At 71.1% G+C, this 20230-nt stretch carries 18 protein-coding genes; 14 read left to right on the forward strand and 4 right to left on the reverse strand.

The annotated features are described in order from the left end of the window. Positions 1 to 79: 79 nt before the first annotated feature. The 6 genes from ACQEVJ_RS19055 to ACQEVJ_RS19080 are packed head-to-tail and all read left to right on the forward strand — an operon-like array spanning position 80 to position 6785. Positions 80 to 1897 carry an ABC transporter substrate-binding protein gene (locus ACQEVJ_RS19055; RefSeq protein ID WP_433102751.1) on the forward strand — a complete coding sequence of 606 codons (1818 nt, stop codon included), beginning with the start codon at positions 80 to 82 and terminating at the stop codon, positions 1895 to 1897. Further along, positions 1894 to 2928 (forward strand): ABC transporter permease, encoded by a 1035-nt coding sequence (locus ACQEVJ_RS19060; protein WP_433102753.1) that lies wholly within the window; start codon positions 1894 to 1896, stop codon positions 2926 to 2928. The genes ACQEVJ_RS19055 and ACQEVJ_RS19060 overlap by 4 nt, the downstream gene beginning before the upstream one ends. Then, on the forward strand, positions 2925 to 3857 hold the full coding sequence (locus ACQEVJ_RS19065) for an ABC transporter permease (RefSeq protein ID WP_433102755.1): 933 nt from the start codon (positions 2925 to 2927) through the stop codon (positions 3855 to 3857). The genes ACQEVJ_RS19060 and ACQEVJ_RS19065 overlap by 4 nt, the downstream gene beginning before the upstream one ends. Positions 3858 to 3862: 5 nt before the next feature. Next, positions 3863 to 4891 (forward strand): ABC transporter ATP-binding protein, encoded by a 1029-nt coding sequence (locus ACQEVJ_RS19070; protein WP_433102757.1) that lies wholly within the window; start codon positions 3863 to 3865, stop codon positions 4889 to 4891. Next, positions 4888 to 5907, forward strand: a complete 1020-nt coding sequence (locus tag ACQEVJ_RS19075; RefSeq protein WP_433102759.1) for an ABC transporter ATP-binding protein — start codon at positions 4888 to 4890, stop codon at positions 5905 to 5907. The genes ACQEVJ_RS19070 and ACQEVJ_RS19075 overlap by 4 nt, the downstream gene beginning before the upstream one ends. Further along, positions 5904 to 6785, forward strand: coding sequence for a GNAT family N-acetyltransferase (locus tag ACQEVJ_RS19080; protein ID WP_433102761.1), 882 nt, complete (start codon positions 5904 to 5906; stop codon positions 6783 to 6785). The genes ACQEVJ_RS19075 and ACQEVJ_RS19080 overlap by 4 nt, the downstream gene beginning before the upstream one ends. A 2-nt stretch (positions 6786 to 6787) precedes the next feature. On the opposite strand, the gene ACQEVJ_RS19085 is transcribed toward ACQEVJ_RS19080, so the two are convergent. After that, on the reverse strand, positions 6788 to 7894 hold the full coding sequence (locus ACQEVJ_RS19085) for an exo-beta-N-acetylmuramidase NamZ family protein (RefSeq protein WP_433102763.1): 1107 nt from the start codon (positions 7892 to 7894) through the stop codon (positions 6788 to 6790). A gap of 24 nt (positions 7895 to 7918) precedes the next feature. On the opposite strand from ACQEVJ_RS19085, the gene murQ reads away from it, so the two are divergent. The 3 genes from murQ to ACQEVJ_RS19100 all read left to right on the forward strand — a co-directional run bounded on the left by murQ (position 7919) and on the right by ACQEVJ_RS19100 (position 11540). Next, entirely contained in the window at positions 7919 to 8821 is a 903-nt protein-coding gene (murQ, locus tag ACQEVJ_RS19090) for an N-acetylmuramic acid 6-phosphate etherase (protein WP_433102765.1), read from the forward strand. A gap of 7 nt (positions 8822 to 8828) precedes the next feature. Then, on the forward strand, positions 8829 to 9860 hold the full coding sequence (locus ACQEVJ_RS19095; protein WP_433102767.1) for a serine hydrolase domain-containing protein: 1032 nt from the start codon (positions 8829 to 8831) through the stop codon (positions 9858 to 9860). A gap of 168 nt (positions 9861 to 10028) precedes the next feature. Beyond that, the gene (locus ACQEVJ_RS19100) at positions 10029 to 11540 is read left to right on the forward strand and encodes an aldehyde dehydrogenase family protein (protein WP_433102769.1); all 1512 of its coding nucleotides are present in this window, start codon (positions 10029 to 10031) and stop codon (positions 11538 to 11540) included. Between the two features lie 88 nt (positions 11541 to 11628). On the opposite strand, the gene ACQEVJ_RS19105 is transcribed toward ACQEVJ_RS19100, so the two are convergent. The 3 genes from ACQEVJ_RS19105 to gabT are packed head-to-tail and all read right to left on the reverse strand — an operon-like array spanning position 11629 to position 15358. Beyond that, positions 11629 to 12825, reverse strand: a complete 1197-nt coding sequence (locus ACQEVJ_RS19105) for an acyl-CoA dehydrogenase family protein (protein WP_433102771.1) — start codon at positions 12823 to 12825, stop codon at positions 11629 to 11631. Next, on the reverse strand, positions 12822 to 14018 hold the full coding sequence (locus ACQEVJ_RS19110; RefSeq protein WP_433102773.1) for a CaiB/BaiF CoA transferase family protein: 1197 nt from the start codon (positions 14016 to 14018) through the stop codon (positions 12822 to 12824). The genes ACQEVJ_RS19105 and ACQEVJ_RS19110 overlap by 4 nt, the downstream gene beginning before the upstream one ends. After that, positions 14015 to 15358, reverse strand: a complete 1344-nt coding sequence (gabT, locus tag ACQEVJ_RS19115) for a 4-aminobutyrate--2-oxoglutarate transaminase (RefSeq protein WP_433112845.1) — start codon at positions 15356 to 15358, stop codon at positions 14015 to 14017. The genes ACQEVJ_RS19110 and gabT overlap by 4 nt, the downstream gene beginning before the upstream one ends. Before the next feature lie 303 nt (positions 15359 to 15661). Between gabT and ACQEVJ_RS19120 the strand changes: the two genes are divergently transcribed. From ACQEVJ_RS19120 to ACQEVJ_RS19140, 5 genes are read left to right on the forward strand one after another with little or no spacing between them, the layout of a single operon-like run. Beyond that, positions 15662 to 16237, forward strand: a complete 576-nt coding sequence (locus ACQEVJ_RS19120; RefSeq protein ID WP_433102775.1) for a helix-turn-helix domain-containing protein — start codon at positions 15662 to 15664, stop codon at positions 16235 to 16237. A 7-nt stretch (positions 16238 to 16244) separates the two neighbouring features. Continuing rightward, the gene (locus ACQEVJ_RS19125) at positions 16245 to 17330 is read left to right on the forward strand and encodes an extracellular solute-binding protein (protein ID WP_433102777.1); all 1086 of its coding nucleotides are present in this window, start codon (positions 16245 to 16247) and stop codon (positions 17328 to 17330) included. 26 nt (positions 17331 to 17356) lie between these two features. Continuing rightward, positions 17357 to 18277, forward strand: coding sequence for an ABC transporter permease (locus tag ACQEVJ_RS19130; RefSeq protein WP_433102779.1), 921 nt, complete (start codon positions 17357 to 17359; stop codon positions 18275 to 18277). Continuing rightward, positions 18274 to 19080: an ABC transporter permease gene (locus tag ACQEVJ_RS19135; RefSeq protein ID WP_433102781.1), complete on the forward strand. Its 807-nt coding sequence runs from the start codon at positions 18274 to 18276 to the stop codon at positions 19078 to 19080. Before ACQEVJ_RS19130 ends, ACQEVJ_RS19135 begins: the two co-directional genes overlap by 4 nt. A gap of 32 nt (positions 19081 to 19112) precedes the next feature. Beyond that, entirely contained in the window at positions 19113 to 20189 is a 1077-nt protein-coding gene (locus tag ACQEVJ_RS19140; protein ID WP_433102783.1) for an ABC transporter ATP-binding protein, read from the forward strand. Positions 20190 to 20230: the final 41 nt, after the last annotated feature.

Consider the following 20230-nt stretch of genomic DNA (forward strand, 5'->3'; position numbering starts at 1 on the left):
TGCGTCTGCCCGTGGAAAAAATTGACGGCATCGCGAGAGCGCCCGTATTGTCCAGGCAATCGGGAACCAGGAGCAGCCCATGAAGCGACTCGCGGCGATCGTGGCTCTGGCGTCGATCGTCACAGCCACCGCCTGCGGCACTACCGGGACGACGGACACCGCCCAACAGGGCGACGGCGTGTACACCACGATCGACGGCAGCAAGCAGATCAACGCGAGCGCGCCGATCAACCCGTTCAACCCCGTCGGATCGGTCTTCTCGGGATACAACGGCATGGCGCTGGCGTGGCCCAAGAACGACCCCACCGATCCCAACCAGTTCTACCCGGCCATCGCCAGTAGCTGGAGCATGTCCCCGGATCGGTCGGAGGTCGTCATCCACCTGCAGCCCAACGCCAGGTGGTCCGACGGCACGCCGGTGACCAGCGAGGACGTGCGTGTCTCCGTCGGTCTCGCCTATACCCAAGGCGGCACGGCGTACGCGCTGGACCCGAAGGCGGCGGGCGCAGCCGCCGACATCCAGGTCGTCGACCCCAAGACGATCAGGGTGACGCAGGGCGCCAACCGCAGTTCGACCTTCCTCGCCAACCTGCTGTCGACCGTGGTCGTGCCCGCGCACGTCTTCGGGAAGCTGCTGCCCGCGGACTTCTGGCAGACGCTCAAGACCGCCCAGCACGGCCAGGGCGCGGCGGCCGAGAAGGCCAAGAACCAGATCACCGGGCTGGCGGAGAAGGTCATCGCCTTCAACCCCGGTCACGACGTGTCCGCCGGGCCGTTCGTGCTCGAGCGGGTGAACCCGGGCGCGGCGCTCCTGAAGCGCAACCCCTACTTCTACGCCCGGCAGAACATCGCGCCGGACAAGGTGAAGATCCTGAACTACACCGGCAACGAGCAGATCTGGAACTACCTGATCGCCGGCCGGCTGGACAACGCCCCCTTCACCTCCGTGCCCACCGCCGTCATGGACCGGATCCGCGGCGCGAAGGGCAGCAAGGTCGTCAAGGGCTACTCGCCGGTGGCGGTCTCCCTCGCGTTCAACCAGGCGCACAAGCCGTACGACAACGTGCACGTGCGGCGGGCGATGGCCTACCTGATCGACCGCGCCCAGGTCACGAAGATCGCCTCCCCGGAGGGCGGCACGCCCGCCGCCACCACCTCGGGCATCCACGCCAAGGCGGCGCGGGCCTGGCTGGGCGACGCGTTCGACACCCTTGAGCAGTACCGCGTGAATCCCGCCAAGGCCGACGCCGAGCTGAAGGCGGCCGGGATGACCAAGCGGGGCGGCCACTGGACCCTGCCGGACGGCAGCCCGTGGAAGGTCCGCATCCACGTGCCCGCGTCGTTCTCCGACTGGGTCGCCGCGGCCAAGTCGATCAGCAGCCAGCTCAGCGACCACGGCATCGACGCGAGCGTGGTCACCGCCGCCGACTACACGCTCTATCTGGGAGAGCTGGCCGACGGCAAGTACGACCTCGGGTTCTGGCTGATCGGCCTCGGCCCCTCGCCGTACAACATCTTCCAGCGGCTGTTCGGGCAGGCGAACGGCTGGCAGATGTTCGGCGGCCGGCTGCGGCACGTCACACCGGGCACCGAGGGCAACTGGATGGGCGGTCCCGAGAAGGTCGACGCCGGCGCCGCCGGCACGGTCGACCCGGGCGAGCTGACCAGCAGGCTGAACTACGCGTCCCACGACGAGCAGCAGCGCATCGTCGGCGTCCTGGCCAAGGTCGCCAATGAGCAGCTTCCGGTCGTCCAGCTCTGGGACTACGTGAACACCCAGTTCGTGAACACCTCCCGGTACACCGCCTTCCCGCCCGACGACGACGAGTCCCTGCGGCTGTCGTCCGGCGTGTGGATGCAGCTCGGGATGATCAGGAAAGCGGAGGGGCAGGCATGACGCACGCCGTTCCGGGGCGTCCCCGGCTGGGCGCCATCGCCAGGAAGATCGGCGGCCACCTGGGCCGCGGCCTGGCGATGATCTGGGTCGTCGCCACGATCAGCTTCGTCATCATCCGGGAGATCCCCGGCAACCCCGTGCTCGGGCAGTACGAGAGCCTGATCCAGAAGGGCATGTCGCCCGAGCAGGCCGAGCGGGCCACCGCCGTCCTCTACGGCTTCCTGCCCACCGGAAACCTGTGGCAGCAGTACGTCGGCTACATGGGCTCGCTGCTCCACCTCGACCTCGGGCGTTCGCTCAGCACGCCCGGCGTGGAGGTGACCACGCTCATCGGGCACGCGGCCCGGTGGACCGTGCTGCCGGTCCTCGCCGGCACACTGCTGAGCTTCCTGCTCGGCGTCACCATGGGCGTCTACGCCGCGATCAAGCGGTCGGGCAAGCTGGGCGACGCGCTCGCGCTGTCCGGCTCGCTGCTGCACGGCGTGCCGGTGTACGTCATCGGCCTGCTGCTCACCGCGATCTTCGCCACGCTGTGGCCGATCATGCCGTCGGGCGGGCCGGTGGACGTCGAGTTCGTCCCCGGCTTCAACGCCGGCTACATCGGCTCGCTGGTGCACCACGCCGTGCTTCCGGTCGTCACGTACACGCTGGCCAGCTACGGCGGGTGGATCCTCGCGATGAAGTCGAACGTGGTCGCCGTCCTCGGCGACGACTTCATCCTCGCGGCAGAGCTGCGCGGCCTGCGCCGCGGCTTCGTGTTCCGGTATCTCGCGCGCAACGCGATCCTGCCGCTGTTCACGATCCTCGCCCTGTCGATCGGCATGCTGTTCGGCGGCTCGATCTTCATCGAGGAGATCTTCAACTATCCGGGCCTCGGCCTGCTGCTCGTCAACAGCATCAGCAGTCGCGACTACGCGCTGATGGGCGGCACGTTCCTGGTGATCACCGTGGGCATCGTCGTCGCCAACATCGTCGCCGACCTGCTGTACACGGTGATCGACCCGCGGGTCAGGAGCGGAGGCGCCGCATGACCGTCATCGTCAACCCGGAGGGGGCGATCAGCCCCGAGGCCGCGCCGGCCGGGACCACGCGGGCCACGCTGCGGCGCAACTTCTGGCGCGGGGTGTGGCGGGTGCTGCGGCGCAAGCCCAGCCGCATGGCCGGAGTGGTCATCGTCGCCCTGTTCGCGGTCATGGGCGTGGCCGGGCCGCTGCTCTACCCCGCGCAGCTGCCGCGCGACGACAACGCGCTGTACGCGCCGCCCAGCCTGGCCCACCCCTTCGGCACCGACTTCGAGGGCACGGACGTGCTCGCGCTGGTCGTCACCGGCGCGCGCTACGTGCTGCTCACCGGCCTGGCCACGGCCGTCATCACGGTCGCGCTCGGCACGCTCATCGGGCTGGTCGCGGGCTTCCACCGCGGCAGGTGGGACACGGTGCTGATGCGGTTGACCGACATGAACCTCGCGATCCCCGGCCTGCCGCTGCTGCTCGTGCTGTCCACGGTGTGGAAGTTCGAGAGCCCGCTGGAGATGGGCCTGGTGCTCGGGGTGCTCGGCTGGGGCGGCATCGCCCGCGCCGTGCGGTCGCAGACACTGTCACTGCGCGAGCGCGGCTTCATCGAGGCCGCCCGCGGCCTCGGCCTGCCGACCCGGCACATCATCGGCCGAGAACTGCTGCCGAGCATGGCGCCGTACATCGCGATGAACATGCTCATCGCCGTCACCGGCGCGGTGTACGCCCAGGTGGGCCTGTTCTTCCTCGGCGTGCTGCCGTTCGAGTCGAACAACTGGGGCGTGATGCTGAACCTCGCCGTGTTCAACGGCGGGGCGCTCACCACTCCCGCCGCGCTGCCATACCTGCTGGCCCCGCTGATCGCGATCCTCTTGCTCACGCTGGGCATCGTGCTGATCGTGGACGCGATGGACGAGATCTTCAATCCCCGCCTGCGGGAGGAGTAGCCCCTATGACCGCTCACACGGCCGCACCTCACATGGCAGCACCGGGGGTCCGGATCCGGGACCTCACGGTCGTCTACAAGACGCCCGCGGGTGAGCTGCCCGCCGTACGCGGCGTCGACCTCACCCTCGCCCCCGGCACGATCACCGGCGTCGTCGGCGAGTCGGGCTCGGGCAAGTCGACGCTCGCGTTCTCCCTGCTCAACGCGGTGCAGCCGCCTGGCAGGATCGCGGAGGGCAGCGTCGAGATCGACGGCCTCGGCGACGTGCTGACGCTGCGGGGCGAGGACCTGCGCCGCACCCGGGGCCGCCAGGTCGGGTACGTCTTCCAGGCCGCGCAGAACTCGCTGAACCCGCTGAAGACCATCGGCAAGCAGCTGCTCGACCTCGGCCGCTCCCACGACGTGGAGGACCTGCGGGGGCTGGTGCGCGACGCCAAGGACCTGCTGGCCCGCATGGGCATGGACGGCGCCCGGGTGCTCGACTCCTACCAGCACGAGCTGTCCGGCGGCATGCGCCAGCGGGTCGGCATCATGCTCGCGCTCGTCCTGAACGCCAAGGTCGTCGTTCTGGACGAGCCGACCACCGCCCTCGACATGATCACGCAGGCCACGATCCTGCGGATCATCCGCGAGGTCCACGAGGAGCGGGCGCTCACCACGCTCGTCATCACCCACGACGTCGGCGCGGTCGCCGAGGTCGCCGACAGCCTCGCCGTCATGTACGGCGGCCGGGTGGTCGAGCACGGCCCGGTGGCCGAGGTGCTCGGGGACGCCCGGCACCCGTACACCCAGGGCCTGATCAGGGCGATCCCGCGCCTGTCGGGTGACCTGTCGCTGGCCCGGGCGCTGCCCGGCCGCCCGCCGACGCTCGGGACGCTGCCCAAGCAGGGCTGCGTGTTCCGCGAGCGCTGCGAGCGGCGCATGCAGGTGTGCGAGACCGACGAGCCCATGTCCGTCCACCGGGACGGCCGTACGGTCGCCTGCCATGCCACCGACCGCCACCTCACGCTGGTCAAGCGGAAGGAGTTCGTGTGATCACGGGGACCGGGATCACCAAGGTCTTCAAGCAGCGCGGCAGCGTGCTCGGCGCCCGCGACGTGCCCGCGCTGCGGGGCGTGGACTTCGCCATCGCCAAGGGCGGCGCCGTCTCGTTCATCGGCGAGTCGGGCAGCGGCAAGACCACCCTCGGCCGGATCGTCGCCGGGCTGGAGACCCATGACGCCGGCGAGATCGTCATCGACGGTGTGCCGATGTCCACGCTCAGCCACCGGAGGCGGCAGCCGTACTTCCGCCGGATCCAGCTCATCCACCAGGACCCCTACTCGGCGCTCAACCCCACGCGGACGATCCACCAGACGCTGGAGGCGCCGCTGCGGCTGCGCGCCCGGCAGACGGGCCGCCCGAGGTCGTGGGTCGACGGGCGGGCCGCGGAGTTGCTGGCGATGGTCGGCATCGACCCCGGCTACGTGCTGCCGCGCTATCCCCACCAGCTGTCGGGCGGCATGCGCCAGCGTGTGGTGATCGCCCGCGCGCTCACCATGGACCCCGAGGTGCTCGTCGCCGACGAGGCCGTCTCCATGATCGACGTGTCGCTGCGCCTGGGCATCCTCGCCCTGCTGAAGGACCTGCGCGAGCGCCTCGGCGTGGGCGTGCTGTTCATCACCCACGACATCGCCACCGCCCGCTACATCGGCGACGACGGCGAGCTGTACGTGCTCTACCGCGGCCAGGTCGTCGAGCGGGGCGCCACCGAGAAGATCATCGCGGACCCGGTCCACCCGTACACGCAGTCGCTGCTGTCGGCGATCCCGGTGCTGCACGGCCTGGAACGGCCGGGCGCCGAGCGGGTCGTGCCGAGGGAGATGCAGCGGGAGGGGGAGCCCGACGGCGGCTGCCTGTTCGCGCGGCGCTGCCCGTTCAGCACCGAGCGTTGCGAGAGCGAGATGCCCGTGCTGACTCACGACGGCGGGCCCGAACAGGAGACCGAGCAGGAGCACGCCTGCTTCCACCCGAAGCGGCGCAGCGTGATCCCGGTGGGGGTGGGCGAGTGACGGACATCCTTGCGGCCGAGGTGGACGAGCGGCTGGAGCGCCTGGCCGCCGCCGCGCTGTGGGCCGACGCCGAGGACGCCCCGCTGGTCGTACGGCGGCTGGCCGACCCGCCGCGCGAGCGCGTGTGGACGGTCCTGGCCACGCCGGACCGGGACGGCGCGGTGTTCACCTCGATCGGCGCCGACGGCGCGGGCCACATCGATCTGATCGCCGTGGACCCCGCCGCGCGGGGCCGGGGGATCGGGCGGGCGCTGGTCGGCGCGGCCGAGGAGTGGATGCGGGCGCACGGCGCGGCCGAGGCGAGGTTCGCCGGCAACCCGCCCTGCTACGCCTGGCCGGGCATCGACGTGCGCTACACCCCGGCCGCCTGCCTGGCCGAGAACCTGGGGTACGAGCGCTACCGCGTGGCCTGGAACATGACGGCCGGCCTGCCGGCCCGCTACGACGAGGCCGAGCACGAGGCCGACCTGGCGAAGCTCGCCGCGGCCGGCGTGACGGTCGCGGCGGCGCCGCCCGGGGAGCGGGAAGCGGTCGCGGCCTTCGTCCGCGAGCAGTGGAACGACAAGTGGGCCTGGGAGGCCGAGCAGGCGACCGGCCTGCACTATGCCTCCCGCGACGGGGCGGCGCGCGACGGGGAGATCCTCGGCTTCGCCGCCTGGGGCGCCCGGCCGCTGTGGTTCGGGCCGATGGGCACGGCCGAGGCCGCCCGCGGCCTCGGTGTGGGCCGGGTGCTGCTGCGCCGCTGCCTGGCCGACCAGGCCGCCGCGGGGCAGACGTCCGCGCAGATCGGCTGGGTGGGCCCGCTCCGCTTCTACTCCCGGGCGGTGGGCGCCCGCGCCGAGCGGGTGTTCTGGCTCTACCGCCGTCCGCTGGGCTGATGTCAGCCGTACAGCAGTTCGCCCTGGGGCGGGCCCGGCGGGCAGCACAGCCCGCGGGGGTCGCGGCCCGCCTCCAGGTGCTCGCGCAGCGACGCCGAGCCCCACAGCAGGTCGAGGAACGGCTCGCAGGCGAAGTCGCCCGGATAGAGGGTGCGCAGCACGTGCAGGACCGACACCCCCGTCAGCACCGGCCGGAAGACCGTGGGGTCGGTCACGTGCAACTGCGCGCCGCGCACCACGACGCCCGCGTGCCGGCCGAACGTCGGGGTGAACCACGTGTCGCGGAAGCGCACGCCGGGCAGGCCGAGGTCGTTCAGCGCGGCGGCGAACCGGCCGTCCGCGTACGGCGCGCCGACCAGCTCGAACGGCCGGGTCGTGCCGCGGCCCTCGGCGGCGTTCACGCCCTCCAGCAGCCCGGTGCCGGGGTAGACCAGGGCGGTATCGAGGGTCGGCATGTTGGCCGACGGCATCACCCAGGGCAGCCCGGTGCGGTCGAACCGCCACTCCCTGCGCCAGCCCTCCATCGGCACGACCTCCAGCTCGGCGCCGATCGCGCGGTTGGCGAACACGGCGATCTCGCCCGGTGTGAGGCCGTGCCGTACGGGCAGGGCGGCGCGGCCGACGAAGCTCGCGAAGGCCGGGTCGAGCACCGGGCCCTCGGCCACCGCGCCGCCGATCGGGTTGGGCCGGTCGAGCACGGTGAACCGCAGCCCGAGCCGGGCCGCCGAGCCCATCAGGTCGTACATCGTCCAGACGTAGGTGTAGAAGCGCGCGCCCACGTCGCACACGTCGAAGACGAGCGCGTCCACCCCGGACGACGCGACCAGCGCGTCCAGGTCGCCGCCGGTCCGCCGGTAGGTGTCGAGCACGGGCAGGCCGGTGACCGGATCGACGTTGTCGCCCTCGCCGCCGCCCGCCTGGGCCGTGCCGCGCAGGCCGTGCTCGGGGCTGAACAACGTGGTCACGGGCACCCCGGCGGCCAGCAGGGCCGGTGCGGCGGCGGTCAGATCGGGCAGGACTCCGGTGGGGTTGGTGACGAGGCCCACCCGCTCCCACCCGGCTTTCGGCGAGCTCACCAGCAGCTCGAGCCCCGTACGCACGCGATCCATAATGCACTCCGAAGCTGAGGAATCATGACGCAATCACTCGCCGCTCTCGCCACAGAACAGAGCGATCCCCGCTACAGCGGGATCGACACGCTTCCGACGGAGGAGATCGCGCGGCTCATGAACGCGGCCGACGCCGCCGTCCCGGCCGCGGTGGGCCGGGCCGTCCCGGCGATCTCCGCGGCCGTCGACGCGATCGCTGCGCGGATGGCCGACGGGGGCAGGCTCCTCTATGTGGGCGCGGGCACCTCCGGGCGGCTCGCGGTGCTCGACGCCTCCGAGTGCCCGCCGACCTTCGGCACGCACCCCGACCTGGTCCAGGGCATCATCGCGGGCGGCGAGGCCGCGCTGGTGCGGTCCGTCGAGGGCGCCGAGGACGACGCCGAGGCGGGCGCCGCCGTGATCCGCGGCAAGCACGTCGGCCCACTCGACTCCGTCGTGGGCATCTCCGCCAGCGGGCGCGCGCCGTACGTCGTCGCGGCGGTCGAGCAGGCCCGGCGGCTCGGCGCGCTGACCGTGGGCCTGGCCTGTAACACCGGCACCCCGCTCGCGCGGGCCGCCGACCACGCCGTCGAGGTCATCGTGGGGCCGGAGGTGGTCACCGGCTCGACCCGCCTGAAGGCCGGCACGGCCCAGAAGCTGGTCCTCAACATGATCTCCACGATCACGATGATCAGGTCGGGCCGGACGTACGGGAACTTCATGGTCGACGTCGTGGCCAGCAACTCCAAGCTGGTCGACCGGGCGGCCCGCATCGTCTCCGACATCACCGGCACGCAGGTGCCGCGGGCCAGGGAGGTCCTGGAGAGCGCGGGACGGGACGTGAAGACGGCCGTCGTGATGATCGAGCGCGGTGTGGGCGCCGACGACGCGCGGGCGCTGCTCGCGGCGCACGGCAACCGGCTCGGCCCGGCGCTGCACAGTGTCTGACTACACGGTGCCTGATCACACGCTGGAGGACGTCCTGCGGGCGGCCGTGCCCGAGGTCGCCTCGGCGGCGGTCGCCGTGATCGCCGTGGACGGGCACACGGTCGCCGCGGCCGCCGTGGGGGAGGCCGCGCGGTACGCCGACCCGTCCGGTGGGCTGCTGGCGGAACGGCCGCCCGTGGCGATGGACGCGCTCTTCGACATCGCCTCCCTGACCAAGATGTTCACGGGTGCGGTGCTCGTCTCGCTGGCCCAGGAGGGCGCGCTCGACCTCGACGATCCGGTCGCCGTCCGGCTGCCCCGGTTCTACGGGCACCGGCCCGAGATCACCGTACGGCACCTGCTGACGCACTCCTCGGGCCTGCCCGCGAGCCGCCGGGTGGAGAACGAGCCGGAGGAGGCCCGCTGGGACCTGGTGCTGTCCACTCCCGTGCAGGGGCCGCCGGGGACGCATCTGTACTCGGACGTCGGCATGATCACGGCCGGGCGGGTGGCGGAGGCCGCCGGCGGGGCGCCGCTGGACGTGCTCGTGCGCGAGCGGGTCACCGGGCCGTTCGGGCTCGGCGCCACGACGTACGGGCCGGTCGAGCCGGGCCGGGCCGTCGCCACGGAGTTCAAGCGCGGCACCTGCGTGCGGGGTGAGGTGCACGACGAGACGGCCCACGCGCTGGGCGGCGTGACCGGCCACGCCGGGCTGTTCTCCACCGCCGCCGACCTCGTGCGTTTCGGCGAGGCGCTGCGCACCGGCGGCGGTCCGGCCCTGTCTCCCGCCTGGACCGCCGAGATGCTGCGCGACCAGGGCGTGCCGGGCGCCGCCTTCCGGCAGGGGCTCGGCGTGCGCATCGACGACCCGGCCATCGTGGGGCCGCTCGCGGGCGCGTTCGGCCACTCGGGCTTCACCGGCACGTCTCTGGTCGTCGATCCCGCTCACCGGCTGACCGTCGTGCTGCTCACCAACAACGTCCACCCGTTGCGGGGCCGGCCCGGCATCCGCGACCTCCGGCACGCCGTCGCGGCCGAGGCCCTCCGCCTGGCCGGCTGACCGCCTGGGCGTTCTCCGCTTCCCCCGGTTCTCCGGCCGGTGACCGAGGCTTCGGCGACCTGGCAGGTCGGACCGCCGAACGACAGGTGCAAATCCTCCAAACTATGGAGAAATCCGGTAGTTCGGCCAATGGGTGCCGGCCGGTGCGGTGAATAGCGTCGCCTCATCATGAGCCTTTCTGATGCGAACGCGACATCGCCCACCGGCGGTGAACCCAGTTACCTTCCGCGTACCGCCGCGGTCGTGGCCGGTCCGGCCCGAACTCCCGCGGCGGCCGTGACGGCGGCCGTGGCGGCCGCCGCGTCTGTCTTCCCCGTCGTCAGCACCACCTCTCCCGCCGAGCGGCGGCGGTGGCTCGACGCCGTCGCGGACGCTCTCGACGTCGCGGGCGGCGAACTCGTCGCCCTCGCCGACGAGGAGACCGCGCTCGGCGAGGCCCGGCTGCGCGGAGAGTTGTCCCGGGCGGCCCAGAACATGCGGTACTACGCCGCCGCCGGCGAGAGCGGCGCGTGGCTGCGGGCCAGGATCGACACGGTCGAGGGCCCGCCGCGTCTGGACCTGCGCCGGGCCGAGCTGCCGATCGGGCCGGTCGCCGTGTTCGGGGCCAGCAACTTCCCCTTCCAGTTCGGCGTCCTCGGCCACGACACGTGCTCGGCCGTCGCCGCCGGGTGCCCCGTGGTGGTCAAGGCCCATCCGGCGCACCCCCGCCTCAGCGTCCGGCTGTACGAGACGGCCGCTCGCGCCCTCGCCTCCGCGGGGGCTCCTGCCGGGGTCCTCTCGCTGGTCGTCGGTTTCGAGGCCGGGCTGGCCCTCGTCGACGCGCCGCCGATCGCGGCGGTGGCCTTCACCGGCTCACAACGGGGTGGGATGGCCCTGGTCGAGCGCGCCCGGCGCCGGCCGACTCCCATCCCCGTCTACGCGGAGATGGGCACGGTCAATCCCGTGCTCCTGACCCCGGCCGCGAGCCACCGTGCCGAGCGGATCGCCGAGGAGTTCGTCGATTCCTTCACCCTGGGCGCGGGGCAGTTCTGCACCAAGCCGGGGCTCATGCTCGCCCCGCGCGGGTCCGGCGTGGTGGAGGCGGTGGCCGGGAAGGTGAGGGCGGCCCAGGGCGGCTGGCTCCTGACCCAGGGGATAGCGGCCGCCTACCGTGACGGCCTGCGCACCCTGGAGGCCGCGGGTGGACGCATGCTCGCCGCCGGCCCGGAGCCAGAGGAAGGGTATGCGGCCCGCGCGGCGGCCCTGCTCGTCGAGATCGACGACCTCGGGGAGGACTCTCCGCTGCTGGAGGAGTGCTTCGGTCCAGTGGCTCTCGTCGCGGAGTACGGCGACTTCGACGAGGCGCTGAAGGCGGTGGCGCGGCTTCGGCCGTCCCTGGCCGCCTGCGTTCACGGGGGAGGGGAGGGCGACCCCGACCTCGTCAGGGCCGTCGCGGAGCTCGCCGGCCGGGTCGGCCGCGTCGTGGTCGACGGATTCCCCACCGGCGTCGCCACCGCGGACGCCATGCACCACGGGGGCCCGTGGCCCGCGACGAGCGACCCTCGCGCGACGAGCGTGGGAGCCGAGGCGCTGCGGCGGTTCACCCGGCCCGTGGCCTTCCAGAACGTCCCCGACGCCGCACTGCCCCCGGCGCTGCGCGACGGCAATCCCTGGCGGCTGCCCGATCGGACCGAGCGCTGAACCCAACAGTGCGCCGCCGCCCGGCCGGCCGGGCGGCGGCGCACTGTGCCGCACTGCGCCGCACTGTGCGGCCTTCACACTGCGGTTCTCAGCGGAAGGCGGCGTGGCCGGTGAGCGCCTGGCCGACGACGAGGGTGTGCATCTCCGGGGTGCCCTCGTAGGTGAGCACCGACTCGAGGTTGGTCATGTGCCGGATGACGGGGAACTCCAGGGAGATGCCGTTGGCGCCGAGGATCGTGCGCGAGGTGCGGCAGATCTCGATGGCCTTGCCGACGTTGTTGAGCTTGCCCATGCTGACCTCGTGGGGGCGCAGCGTGCCGGCGTCCTTGCGGCGGCCGAGGTGCAGGGCCAGCAGCTCCCCGTTGGCGAGTTCGACGGCCATGTCGGCGAGCTTGGCCTGGGTGAGCTGGAAGGCGCCGATGGGCTTGCCGAACTGGGTGCGCTGGCCGGCGTACTCCAGGGCGGCGGCGAACGCGGAGCGGGCCGCCCCCATGGCACCCCAGACGATGCCGTAACGGGCCTCGTTCAGGCAGGACAGCGGCCCCTTGAGGCCGCGGACCTCCGGGAAGACCGCGTCGGCGGGCAGCCGGACGTCGTCGAGGACGAGCTCGCTGGTGATCGAGGCGCGCAGGGACAGCTTGTGCTTGATCACAGGTGCGGAGAAGCCGGGGGTGCCGGTGGGGACGACGAAGCCGCGGATTCCCTCGTCGGTGTCGGCCCAGACCACCGCGACGTCGGCCACCGAGCCGTTGGTGATCCACATCTTGCGCCCGTCCAGGATCCAGTCGTCGCCGTCGCGGCGGGCGCGAGTGCGCATCGCCCCGGGGTCCGATCCGTGGTCGGGCTCGGTCAGGCCGAAGCAGCCGATGGCCTCACCGGCGGCCATGCGCGGCAGCCACTCCTGTTTCTGCTCCTCGGTGCCGTGCTTCCAGATCGCGAACATCGCCAGCGACCCTTGCACCGACACCAGGGAGCGGATGCCCGAGTCGGAGGCCTCCAGCTCCATGCAGGCCAGGCCGTAGTCCACCGCGCTCATGCCGGCGCAGCCGTACCCCTGCAGGTGCATGCCCAGCAGGCCCAGCGAGCCGAACTCCTTGGCGAGCTCGCGTATCGAGGGCAGGTCGCCCTCCTCGAACCAGGTGGCGACGTACGGATCGACCACCCTGGCGCACATCTGGCGGACCGAGTCGCGTACGGCTCTCTCGTCCGAGCCGAGCAGGTCGTCGATGCCGAGGGGGTCGAGAGGGTCGACGGGCGCGCGGCGGGTGGTGCCGGTGGGGGTCATGACGGTACCTGTTCCGTTCCGGTGGGATCGATCGGGTCGAGATCTGCGGGGGACCAGTGCTCGGCGGCGAGCCAGGCGCGTACGGCGGCGTCGTGCTCGCCGAGCGCGGGGGGCGGCTCCGGCGGCCGGACCAGGTCGCCGGAGTAGCTCACGGGATGGCGCACCTGGGGTGCGCGGTCGTTGCGGGTGCGCACGACGGGCGTCAGGCCCAGCCGTTCGGCCAGGTCGAACGCGTCGGCGAGGTCCCCGACGCGGCCTGCGGGCACGTGCGCGGTGGTCAGCCGTTCCTCCCATTCGGCCGCGTCCGCCGCGGTCAGCAGCCGTTCCAGCGTCTGGACGAGTTCCTCGCGGTTGGCCACCCTGGCGGCGTTCGTCGCGAAGCGCTCGTCCGCGGCCAGGCCGGGGTCGCCGAGAACCCGGGCGAGGCGGGCGAACTGGCCGTCGTTTCCGCAGGCCACGGCGAGCAGGCCGTCGCGGCAGCGCAGGGTCTCGTACGGCGCGATGGAGGGGTGCCGGTTGCCCATCCTCTTCGGCGGCACGCCGGTCTCCAGGTAGCCCTGCGCCTGGTTGACCAGCGAGGCCAGCAGGCTGGACAGCAGGTTCACCTCGACGTGGCATCCCCTGCCGGTGCCCGCCCGGGCGGCCAGCGCGGCCAGGATCCCGATGACGGCGTCCTTGCCGGTCAGCACGTCGACCAGGGCCACGCCGGCCTTCGTCGGCTCTCCGCCGGGCGCACCTGTGATCGACATGAGCCCGCCCACCGCCTGGACGACGAAGTCGTAGCCGAGCAGATCGGCGCCGGCGCCCGCGCCGAAGCCGCTGATGGAGCAGTAGACGACCCCCGGGTTCGGGGCCGCCACCTGCGCGTAGCCCAGTCCACGCCGGTCGAGCGCACCCGGTTTGAAGTTCTCCACGAACACATCCGCCCGCCGCGCCAGTTCGCGGGCGAGCGCCAGGTCCGCCGGGTCGTCCAGGTCCAGCGTCACGCTTCGCTTGGAGCGGTTCACGCTCTCGAAGTAGGTCGACGACGTGGCCGACCACGGCGGCCCCCACGAGCGCGTGTCGTCTCCCGAGCCGGGCCGCTCGACCTTGATCACGGTCGCGCCCAGGTCGGCCAGCGTCGTCGTGCAGGACGGTCCGGCCAGCACGCGGCTGAAGTCGGCCACGAGCACGCCCTGCAGCGGCCGGCTCACCGCGCCCCCGGTTCCGGCCGCACGTCGATGCCGGTGACGGCCTCGGCGAGCACGTCGAGGGCGTCGGACAGCAGCTCGGACGAGATGACCAGTGGGGGGAGCAGGCGGATCACGTTGCCGTACGTGCCGCACACCAGCGTGAGGACTCCCTGCGCATGGCACCGGGCGGCGACGGCCTTGGCCACCTCGGGCGCCGGCTCCAGGCTCCCCGGCCGGACGAATTCGATCGCCATCATCGCGCCGCGGCCGCGAACCTCGGCGATCCAGGGGGACTGTACGGCGCTGAGCCGCTCCCGTATCTCGGCCTCGATGTCCCGCGCCCGCTCGAGCAGCGCGCCGTCCTCGAACATCTCCAGCACACCGAGGGCCGCCGCGCAGGCCAGCGGGTTGCCCGCGAACGTCCCGCCGAGCCCGCCGGGATGAACCGCCTCCATCAGCTCGGCGCGCCCGGTGACGGCCCCGAGCGGGAGACCGCCCCCCAGCGCCTTGGCCGTGCACAGCAGGTCCGGGACGATGCCCTCGTGCTCGCTGGCGAACATCGCGCCCGTGCGCCCGACGCCGGACTGCACCTCGTCGACGACGAACACGATGCCGTGCCGCCGGGCGACCTCCTGCACGCCGGTCAGGAATCCGGGAGCCGGGACGACGAATCCGCCCTCTCCCTGCAGAGGCTCGACGACGATGGCCGCCACCGTGTCCGCGCCCACCTCGGCCAGCAGTTCCTCCAGGGCGGCGAGTGCCTCGGCCGCGCACTTCTCGGCCCCACCCGGCCAGCGCAGCGGGTAGGCGTACGGCGCGCGGTGGACCTGGCCGGGGAAGGGCCCGAAGCCGGTCTTGTACGGATCGTCCTTCGCGGTCATCGCGAGCGTCATCAGACTGCGGCCGTGGTAGGCGTGGTCGAAGACGACGACGCCCGGACGGCCGGTCGCGGCGCGGGCGATCTTCACGGCGTTCTCGACGGCCTCGGCGCCGGTGCTGAACAGCGCGGTCCGCTTCGGATGATCGCCCGGAGCCAGCGCGTTCAGGCGGGCCGCCACCTCGACGTACCCGTCGTACTCCGTCACCAGGAAGCAGGTGTGGGTGAACTTCGCCGCCTGGTCCCGCACCCTCGACACCACCGCGGGCGCGCTGGCGCCGACACTGGTCACGGCGATGCCCGAGGCCAGATCGATCAGGTGGTTGCCGTCGACGTCCACGATGATCGCCCCACCGGCCCGCTCCACGAAGACGGGAAGCGTGGTGCCGAGCCCGCGGGGGAGCACCTCGCCTCTGCGTTCATGGCGTTCGCGGGAACGCGGGCCGGGCAGCTCGGTGCGGAGGATGCGGCGCTGCTCGGGCATGGCTTCGGGGTCGATCACGAACTCTCCTTGATCAGGGCGTGGAGAACCTGAGGCACTCCGAAAGCTAGAGCGAGCGGAGCCCTCGTACTTCGGATGTTTCGCCGGACCTTCGGCGATGACTGTGCGGAACGGACGAAGTCCGGCCACGGCGCGGGGTATGCCGGGGCGGCCCGCCGTCCCGCGTCGGCAACACGCCCGAGACCTGGGATTTACAGTGAAAATGTTCCTTGACTGAAGTCCTCTTCAGTGCTACGGTCCTTCTTCATCACAACTAATACTAAATAAAGTAAGGATGAAGACCAGGTGTCGAGCGAAGACCATGAGTCTTTAGGTGCCCGCGTACGCATTCTGCGACAGCAGCGCCGGCTGACCCTGCGGGAACTGTCCGCGCAAACAGGTCTTTCGGAGAGTTTCCTTAGTCAGTTCGAACGCGGCTCGACACAGGCCAGCATCTCCTCATTGCGGCGCATCAGCTCCGCTTTGGGTGTGGCCATGAGCGATCTATTCGACCCTCAGAACAATCGCGGCAACGGAGTGCTGCGAGCGGAGGAGCGGCCCACCATCCCCTTCGGGGAGAAGGCGCTCAAACTGCTCCTGACCCCCAAGCCCCTCGAGTACATCGAAGCCTTCCGTCTGGTCATGGACGTCGACGGCTCGACGGGCAACCAGCAGTACCAGCACGACGACTCCGACGAACTGATCGTCGTCCTGTCCGGGACCTTCCGGGTGGAGCTCGCCTCAGAGATTTTCATTCTCGAGAAAGACGACTCCATCAGTTTCCGGAGCGGGATTCCGCATCGTGTCGTCAATGTCGGATCCGGTCCGGCGGAAGCGTTGTGGATTATCGGTCCCCCCGGGCGAGTGAAAGCAAAGGATTGACCCCCGCATGTTCTCTGTGAAAAAGAAGGGCGCCGCATTCGCCGCCGTCGCTCTCTCCGTCATTCCTCTCGCGACAGCCTGCGGCGGCGGTGGTGATTCAAACGCGTCCGCCGAGGACACCACGCTTGTGGTGGCCAGCTGGGGCGCGTATTTCACCGAGGCCACCCGGCAGTTCCTGGCCGACCCCTTCACCAAGGAAACGGGGATCAAGGTCCAGATCGTCGACGCTCCGGGCAAGTACGCGGCCAACCTGCAGGCCCAGAAGCAGGCCAACAACGTCCAGTGGGACCTGCTCGACTCCACGTCCGCCCCCGACGCCTACCAGATGGCCCACGACGGGCTCATCCAGCAGCTCCCGGCCAACCTCAAGACCGAGTTCCAGAGCGTCCTGGGTCAGGACGCGGTGACGGACTTCGGGTTCACCTTCTCCAACCTGGGCTACATCATCGCCTGCAACAAGGACAAGGTCACCACCTGCCCCGACACCCAGCAGGCCTTCTTCGACCCCGCCAACCCCGCTCGCCGGCAGATGATCGCCACGCTGCCGCTGCTCAACCTCAGCCTCGCCGAGATGGCCTCCGGCGTCCCGGCCGAGGAGATCCCCACCCACGAGATCGACATGGACCGGGCGTTCGCCAAGCTGAAGGAGCTCAAGCCGCTGGTCAAGGTCTGGTGGGAGTCGGGCGACCAGATGGAGCAGGCCTTCCGCAACGGCGAGGTCGACATGGGCATCGCCTACAGCGGCCGCGCCTTCGGCCTCGCCGACAACGGCACCCCTCTCCAGGTCCAGTGGAAGGGCGGGGTGTACAACCCCGGCTTCTGGAACGTCGCGACCGGCGCGCCCCACTCGAAGGCCGCCTTCCAGTTCATGGAGTGGATCGCCAACCATCCCGAGGCCCAGGCCAAGTGGGCGGAGAAGACCAAGTATTCGGTGCCCAGCCCCAAGGCGTTCGACTACATGGACGACACCTTCAAGAAGCAGCTGGCCGACTGGCCGGACAACCGGAAGCAGCTCACCACGCTGAATTACGACTGGTACGTCAAGAACGCCCAGGACGTCAACCGTCGCTGGCAGGAATTCCTCCGCGGCTGACCACGGGCAGCTGAAAGGCCACAAAGATGAGCCTTGTGACTGAGCGCCCGGACAACGTCGCGGGCGATGAGAACAAGCGCGGGGACAGGAAGAGGACCAGACCCTGGAGCAGCACGCTCCCGCTGCGTACGGCCCTCCCGATGATGGTCCCGCTGGGGATCGCGCTCATCCTCTTCGTCGTCTATCCCCTGATCAGACTGCTGTGGGATTCGGTGACGACGGGCAACGGTCCCGGGAACTACGCCGACGCGCTCTCGTCGGGGGCCGTGCGCCGCGCGATCGGCGTGACGCTCCTGGACTCGGCGGTGGTCATGCTGCTCGCGGTGGTGGGCGGTACGGCCCTCGCCTGGGCCGTCCGCACGTCCCGGCACAAGTGGCTCAAGGGCCTCATCTGGGGCGCCGTGCTGCTGCCGTTCTGGATGGGAGTCGTGGTCAAGAACTACGCCTTCGCGCTGCTGCTGGCCAGAGAAGGACCGATCAACTCGGTCCTGCTCGACCTCGGCCTGATCCGGCAACCGCTGGAACTCATGTACACCCCGATCGCCGTGGTGCTGGGCATGACCTACACGATGCTCCCCTACGCCTTCCTGGCGGTGTTCCCGTCGGTCGGCACGGTGAACCTGGATCTGATCAACGCCAGCCGCGTCATGGGCGCCTCCCAGCGGGGCACCTTCGCCAGGGTCGTGCTCCCGCTGATCCGGCCCGGCGTCATCGCCGGAGGCGCCATCGTCTTCGCGATGGCCATCGGGTTCTACGTCACTCCCGTGCTGCTGGGCGGAGCGCAGACACCGTTCATCGCCTCAGTGATCAGCGACGACATCTTCCGCTTCTTCGACTACCCCAGGGCCGCCGCGACCTCGGTGATCCTGCTCGTCATCGCACTGACCACGCTGGCGGTCACCATCAAGGCCGTCGGCCTGCGCGCGGTCCGAGGAGGGCTGGGATGACGAACACCCGCGTCAGCAGGCTGCTCGACGGGCTCTTCCGGTTCGCGGGCCGGGCGGTCCTGGCCGTCTTCCTGTGCTTCCTGATTCTGCCCGCCCTGTTCATCGCGGTCCTGTCCTTCGCCTCCGACCCCCACATCGCGTTCCCGCCGCGGCAGTGGGGCCTGGACCGGTACGTCGAGGTGTTCACCTCGGACACGTGGCTGCGGCCGATCGGCCTGTCCCTGACGATCGCGGCCGCGACGGCGGCGGTCACACTCCTCGTCGCCGTCCCGGCGATGTTCGCGCTGAAGCGGGGTAAGGTGCCCGGCGGCGGGGTGGTGGAGTCGGCCGCGATCGCTCCCATGCTCTTTCCCGTCGCCGCCTACGCCGTGGGTATGTATGGGGTGTTCGCCCAGTTCAGGCTCATCGGCACGTTCGGCGGGATCGTCATCGCCCATGCGATCACCGCCATCCCGCTCGTGGTCATCCTGCTCAGCACGGCGATGGACCAGATCCGCCCGGAACTGGAGCTGGCCGCGATGACGATGGGCGCCGCCCGCGTCCGCGCGTGGGCGGGGATCACCGCCCGGCTGCTGCTGCCCGCGATCCTGGCCGCCGCGATCTTCGCGTTCATCCTCAGTTTCGACGAGGCGGTCTTCATCACCTTCCTCGGCGGTCCCGGGCTGGTGACCCTGCCGAAGTACATCTTCGACTCGGTGCAGTTCGGGGTCGACCCGGCCATCACCGCCGTGGCCACGCTCCTGATGGTGGTGACGGCCGCCCTCATGTCCGGCGCCACCGTCCTGCGCGGGAGGGGCCGATGACCAGCACAATCAACGTTCGGCAGAGGACAGACATGGACCACACCGCCTCAGAGCCCGACATCGTTCTGCGCATCCGCTCCCTTCGCAAGGCGTTCGGAGACCATGAGGTGCTGCGCAGCGTGGATCTGGACCTGAGCGCGGGCGAGTTCCTCACCCTGCTGGGTCCCAGCGGCTCGGGGAAGACCACGCTGCTGCGCATCATCGCGGGCTTCGACACCCACGACAGCGGGCAGATCCTGCTGAACGGCCGCGACATCGCCGGGCTGAGCCCGGCCGAGCGCGACCTCGGCATGGTCTTCCAGAACTACGCGCTGTTCCCCCATATGACGGTGGCGGAGAACGTCGCGTACGGCCTCAAGATGCGCCGGTGGGACGCCGCCAAGCGCGCCCGGCGCGTCACCGAGATGCTGGAACTGGTCGGGCTGCCCGACAAGGCCGGCAGCAAGCCGCAGCAGCTGTCGGGCGGGCAGCAGCAGCGGGTTGCCCTGGCCCGCGCACTGGCCTACGAGCCGCAGCTGCTGCTGATGGACGAGCCGCTCGGCGCCCTCGACCGCAGCCTGCGCCTGCAGTTGCAGCAGGAGATCCGCCGCGTCCACCGAGAGGTGGGGACGACGATCGTCTTCGTCACGCACGACCAGGAGGAGGCCCTGGCGCTCTCCGACCGGGTCGCGATCATGCAGGACGGACGGCTGGCGGGGCTGGCCGCGCCCAGCGAGCTCTACCAGAACCCGCCGTCCCGTTTCGTCGCACGGTTCTTCTCCAACGCCAACATCATTCCCGCCGTCGTCTCCGACGGCGGCAGCCCCGGCCTCGCCAAGGTCATCGCCGCGGGTTCGGCCTTCACGCTGCCGAACGCGCACCGCGGCGAGGCCGCCCTGGCCGTCCGCCCCCGTTGCCTGCGTCCGGCCGTACCCGGCGACGCCCTCCAGTTGACCGGGACCGTCGTCGAGTCGCTGCTCCTGGGGGAGGAGCGCCTGGTGCGCCTCGACGTCGAGGGGGTCGGCCCGGTAACCGCCTCCATCGACTGGCGTGGCACGGAGGACATCACCCCCGGCCAGCCCTGCCGGCTGTCCGCCCCCGCCGGCGACATCGTCGTCCTCGCCGAATAATCCCCACCTCGCGCCATCAATTGCTCGCTCTGAGAAGGATC

The sequence above is a fragment of the Microbispora sp. CA-102843 genome, assembly GCF_050936215.1.
In the GTDB taxonomy this organism is placed as follows: domain Bacteria; phylum Actinomycetota; class Actinomycetes; order Streptosporangiales; family Streptosporangiaceae; genus Microbispora.